General features: G+C 49.1%; 2 protein-coding genes and 1 rRNA gene. All 3 read right to left on the bottom strand.

What is annotated here, in order from left to right; all coding sequences use genetic code 11:
• A 23S ribosomal RNA gene (locus tag HMPREF1323_RS07925) occupies window positions 1-250 on the bottom strand; the annotation flags it as partial.
• A gap of 1,102 nt (window positions 251-1,352) precedes the next feature.
• Window positions 1,353-3,644, bottom strand: coding sequence for a DUF262 domain-containing protein (locus HMPREF1323_RS07920; RefSeq protein ID WP_009433631.1), 2,292 nt, complete (start codon window positions 3,642-3,644; stop codon window positions 1,353-1,355).
• A 3-nt stretch (window positions 3,645-3,647) separates the two neighbouring features.
• The gene (locus HMPREF1323_RS07915) at window positions 3,648-5,543 is read right to left on the bottom strand and encodes a DUF262 domain-containing protein (RefSeq protein ID WP_255344671.1); all 1,896 of its coding nucleotides are present in this window, start codon (window positions 5,541-5,543) and stop codon (window positions 3,648-3,650) included.
• Between the last annotated feature and the right edge of the window lie 379 nt (window positions 5,544-5,922).

Genomic DNA, 5,922 nt, shown 5'->3' with positions numbered 1-5,922 from the left:
TCCCCGTTCGCTCGCCACTACTAAGGGAATCACTTTTGTTTTCTTCTCCTATGGGTACTTAGATGTTTCAGTTCCCCACGTTCGCTCACTGCTCTGCAGTGTGACATGTCTTCTACATGCCGGGTTGCCCCATTCGGAAATCTACGGATCAATTCGTATGTGCCGATCCCCGTAGCTTATCGCAGCTTATCACGTCCTTCGTCGCCTCCGAGAGCCAAGGCATCCACCGTCTGCCCTTATCTGTTTTTGCGCCTAACGTACTTCTAACATTACTATCAGAAAGCACGCAGGTTGTATACTAACTTATTATATATGCTCTACGTTGTTTTCTCGTTTGTTTTTATCAAGTATGTCAATGATCGCTAAGAGGGCCGCTGGTGTGAACCTTGTGACACCTCCTTTGAGCCAATCATAAGTAAGTCGCCTTACTTAAGTCGTGCGCTAACGTCTTTACTTTCCGTCTCAGCTACCCTCGCTCGGGTCAGCTCTTCTTCAAGGCGGTTCGTTTCTCGTTTGCGGTTGCAAAGATAGAGCAAAAACTAAATACAAACCAAATCTTCACGCAAAATATTTCTCAATAACACCCGTTGAGTTGCATTCATTTACCCTTAAGCAAGCAACTTACAAGGGGTAAAAATTTTTTCATTCTCTGGGGAGAAAGGGGCGCTTTCGCGGGGGAAGAACGAGGTGCTTGAGCGGGGAAGAGGTACGCTGAGTGGGGGAATGGAGGGTGAATAGGGCAGCTGGCAGCTGTGTAGCGATATAGGGAGGCGGTGCAAACCAGTAGTCATTCGCGGGTGAAGCAGTAGTGGTTTGAATGCAAACAACTACTTATTCGAGTAGTAAACTAATAGTTGTTCGCACCCCAAACCAATAGTCGTTTGATCCCAAACAACTATTGGAGCACAGCACACCTTCTGGAAGTAGGCGCAAGAGGGCAATAGGGAGGCGTAGTATTTGGCGGGGATGAAAGGTATGTAGAAAGGGGAAAGCTCCCGCATTCTCCCCTACCCCACTCAATACATATCGGCAAGAGTGATATCAACCTATATTGGTCGGCGGGCGAACCTATATAGGTCGGCACTACGACCTATATAGATTGCTTTCGTGACCTACATAGCTTTGCCCACCGACCTATATAGCTTCGCACTACCCTACACCGAAGAGAAGAAAGCAACCAGTACTGGTCACCACTCCAACCACTACTGGTCGCTATTAGTAACCAGTACTACTTCGCCGGCTGACCAGTACTGCTCCGACCACCGACCAGTACTGGTCGATTTAACTACCTATATATAATAGTAGGCGCCCCGCTGCTGGCTATACACAGCCAAGCAACGGGGCGCTATACATTAATCAAGGAGTGGAGGTTCGGCAAGGCTCTTACAGAAGGCAACAGCTCGCTCTATCCGGTCGGCTGTCGGCGTCTCTCGTAGGATGAGATTGCTGGGGCTAAGCCCAAACTCCTGCATAATTTCCTCCGGGAGTACATAGCCCTGTGGAAGGTCAATCCTCCAGCCCTCGGGGGTATATTCGATATAAATATCCGAGCGCAGTAAGTGCAGTCTGGAGTCTTTAGCTCCTTGTACCCACTCAGGACGACAGTGGGTATCTCCCCCTCCTACCAGCCGCCATACCACTTGCACATACGCATTAGCGTGATAGCCCCTCAGAGGATTACGTGAAAAACTCTTCAGGGGATCAACATAAGCATCGGCTGTTTCCTCTCGATTATCCCGAGCAAAGAAGTTGATCTTACCAGAGTAAAACTCAGGGTACTTCACGAAGTAATAGCGCCAACGACGCCGCTTTGCATCCTCACTTCCGAGGTAAGCATCGATAATTCGCTGCAGTCGCTCCTTGGTATCTCCCGTACCGCCAGCAAATTGACTCAAGAGCTGACGAATCGCATTGCGCTGTTTAGGTTGATCGTACTCCTCAATGGAAAGTACGGTACTCCAGTAGCCATTACCACCGAAGAACCACGTATCTCGAGAGCCTCCCCACACTTTTTTGCCCTGGACACCTGGATATCCCGAGGCTACCAGTGCACGGATAATCAACTGGTCAGCATCTTCTCGAGCACAAAATGCGGGGTCGAAGATTTGCTTGAAAGCCTCTGCCTGTCGCTTGAATTCGTTAGCATCCTGGGCTAAATCAAAGATGCCCAGCTGCCCAGCCAAGAGTGGATGATCCTCCAGCTCTCCAATGAGCGGCTTCAATTCAGGATACTTCAAGATGAAGTCTACCCGCTGATGCAGCTTCTTTGAGAACACCTCACCCGAGTTCTTTATCGCATCGAGGACCTGCTTCCGTGAGGCGAGAGGCTCAATCCAGCCCCAGTAGGTCAAGAGGCTATTGATACGTACATTAGACCGATAATGCATCTCATCCAGTTGTCGCTCTTCCCAAAGGAGATTGCGCACGACTCGTAGATAGTCTTGAAGCTCTTCGGTAGCCTCGACAAGCTTATACGTCTCCATATAGTAGCTCATAGCCAGTAGCAAGACCAAGTTTACTGACGCATTCTTTTCGCAGCTCTCTCTAAAGAGATCCTTCACAGACGCAGAAGCGTCCTTTCCACCCTCCTCCAAGAAGCGAATGGAAGGAGTTAGCGTAGCGAAGAAGTCCCTCAGGGGCTGCTTGGCTTGAATCCTCTCAAAGAGATCGAGTATGGAGATGAGGCGATGCGCATTGTCTGGTATCAAGAAGACATTGACACTGTCCCAGTAGGTAAAGGCATCAACATTTTTCTTCGCATTCTCGGGATCGAGGAAGAAACAGAGCTTAGCTATATTTTGGATAAAGCCATACATACGCTCATCCAGCCCATCAATCTCCCCATTATAAAAGAGATCCAACCACTCATTGTCGACCTTGAAGGCAAAGTAGTCTGCATAGCTGAGTTGCCCCTTCTTATATAGCCAAGGCTTTCCTAGGTCATCCAACTTACGCAAGGCTTGAATCAAGTCAGCCTTGTAGCACTCAAATGACGTTAGCTGCTTGCCTCGCGCATTCATCTTGATATAGAGCTCATCGGTCAATCGGAACTCTTCACCCTTGATATCAATCACATCGAAGGTAAGCGCACGCTGGTGGCATAGACGCTCCCAAAGGGCTGACCGCTCCTCGCGGGCTACTAGCTCCTTGATGGTGCGTAGCGTCCCCAGCATCGCTGTGATAGTGGCATCCGCATTGTAAGACTGACGGTACCAAGGCTGATCCTTGATCGCGGCGACATCCAGTCGCGAGTCATCTACCACAGCATGCTCGACCAAGAGCTGGCAGAAGCGGGTAGAGCTCGAGCGGGTACGATAGGAGAACCGTAGGAGCCACTCGCGCTCTTCCGCTAGGGATTCTGAAGGGAGTAGATACCAGTGGAGCAGCCAGAGGGTCGTCAGGCGCTGCTGTCCATCAAGAGGATAGAAGATGGGATGGTGATTAGGCGAAAGAGCTTTGTCATATCCGTAGACAAAGTCCAGGTTCAGTCGCCCCTCCCCTCGTAGTACGTGCAGGATTTGAGAGAGGAAGCGCTCGCGTAGCTCCTTGGCTTCATCTCGTCCCTGCGCGTAGTCTCGCTGCAGCTGAGGGATTACGACTGAATACTTATCCAGGAGCTCTTTTAGGGTATAATTGGGATTCATCACTTAGTCATTTGCATTAGAGGGTGAAGTATAATGCTTGCACACACTACGGATATGCTCCATATATGCTTCAGCATCTTCGCGACGCCAGTAGGCATTATCCTTAGGAGAGGCGCTGTAGTACTTCAGGAAGACCCGACGTGTCGCCATAGGGATGTACTCCTGGGTAGCTGTCATCACTATCTCTCGCATTATCGCTCGCTTGCGTGCGAAGGTTCGATTACTCAAGGCGCTATTGACACCTCTACTCAGCAGACAGAGATTCTGCAGACCGTGTAGAGGCCCCGTATCTCCCATATGCTTTACTTCAAAAGCCGTAATCAACTCCAGCGCTTTCTCAAAGAGAGAAACTCGTTCGGACTCCTCCTTTTTGGGCTCTTGGATCTGGGATCGAATACCCTCCAGCTCGTCTATAAGGGATGAAGTCTCTTCATCATCTCCGAAAGCATCTTCCCTAAAGGTAGCGATGTGCTCCTCGATGAAGCCAATCTGCTCCTCTCGATTTCGCAGAGGCTCGGACTGCTGTGCATAGATATGCTCCAGCGACCACTTCTCCTTTGTATATAGATCAAAGGGGAAGCGTATCTGCTCGGAAGTGAAGATGTGCTGATGGATGTTGTGCAGAAGAAGAACCTGATGGATATCTGCTTGGGATTCTTCGTAGGATAACTCATTTAAGCGGATTCTCTCTATCTTCTTCCCGATTGCTCTACGGAGAGAGGCCTTGAACTCAGGCGCAGTACACGTCTTTGCTTGCTTAAGGAGTTTACGCAGTAGTGTAATCCTTTTAGAGGACTCAGTACACATTAGATAGCCGACATAGTGATAGAGCTCTTGATCCTCATACCACTCAGATATTAGACCGAAGATCGTGTAGATACGCTCCCAGATCTCCCCTATTTTCTTTAGGCGCTCTTCACCACTGTACCCCTGCAAATAATCCGAGAAGATCGTGTAGTAAGGGTGCGTGTACTTCTTCGACTCCCATAGCTCGGGGGTGTTCTTGTAGCTTGTCGCTGACTGAAGGTCTCTGGCTGCAAGCTCCAATAGAAGTCGAATTGAGGGAGGTGTAGACTGCGCATCATACGGAGAGATGAAGTGCCAGAATTTAGGAACAGACAACTGCTGCTCATAAGCATACCACTCACCGGCTATCAAGTCAAGCTTTGGGCTGACATAGGGCAAAAGCTTAGCATCATACTTATCACTTTGCAGGAAGAGCGCCTTAGTCAGCTCTGCATCTGTAAGGGGGATCTTCCCTTGATTGAGACGAAGGAAAACATCAATAGGATCGCTATCATCTTCTACATAGTATTCGATGACACGAACATTAGGCCCCTTCCCATCCTCATCCAGAAGAAGAGGGATCAGCTTACCAGCTGCGCCTGGATGCTTCGGAGCCTGAGTAAACCAATCCTTGATGTAGCCATAGGCTGCACGCATATAATGATAGTCTACATTACTCGCCACCTCGGACTCCTCTGAGGCAAAGAGCTTTTTCGCTAAGAAGTCGGCACTATCCTCGCGCGTAGCATACTCCAGCGTAAACAGGGGCTTGTCGTAGCCTTCTTCACGGCGACGACTATCCAAATAGGAGAGGAGGAGATAAATTGTAGTCAGGCGTTGCTGCCCATCCAAGAGGTTTTCACGTGCCTGCTCATCCTTATCCTTGTAAAGGACAACAGGCTGTAGACAATAGAAGAGATTCTTATTCTTTTCCAAGAGGTTTTCACGCTCCTCCTCATCCGGTTTCTCTTCCGTCTGAAGATAGAATTCCCAAAGGTCATTCAAGAGAGCTTCCACTTCCTGCCGTCCCCAGCGATAACCACGCTGGTAGCCCGGCACGAAGAAGGTACCCCCATCAGCTTGTCGATTGAGGTAATAGCCATTTCGCTTAATACAGGTTAATATTATTGGGTGTGATTAGCTACAGCCCCTTCTATCATACACCTTAGAGAATACCTTCTTTGAAGTGTAACTCATAATAGCAGCGTTCCGTACAACTTCTCACTTACACCGCAAATATATCAACAAATATTATGCACACGTTGCACACTCTGCCACCCCTTGCAGACTCGTATAAAACGAAGCGAGGCGGTGACCAGCTGGGTAGCCAGTCACCGCCTCGCGATGGGTGAGAAGATCGATATGACAGCAGAAGCGAGTACGCACATTCAGAAAAACTACCTAACTCATCGCATACGTACATACTACACTAACTATACTAAAGCCCATTTTCAGAACTCTAGAAAGGAGGTGTTCCAGCCGCACCTTCCGG

The organism is Porphyromonas sp. oral taxon 279 str. F0450, from assembly GCF_000292995.1.
Classification (GTDB): Bacteria; Bacteroidota; Bacteroidia; order Bacteroidales; family Porphyromonadaceae; genus Porphyromonas; species Porphyromonas pasteri.
Note: the sequence above shows the minus strand (reverse complement) of the source record. Positions and strands in the feature narration are given on the sequence as shown.

Excerpts from the sequence above, each read along its gene's own strand:
- HMPREF1323_RS07920 (WP_009433631.1), bottom strand. The coding sequence starts at position 3,644 with ATGAATCCCAATTATACCCTAAAAGAGCTCCTGGATAAGTATTCAGTC.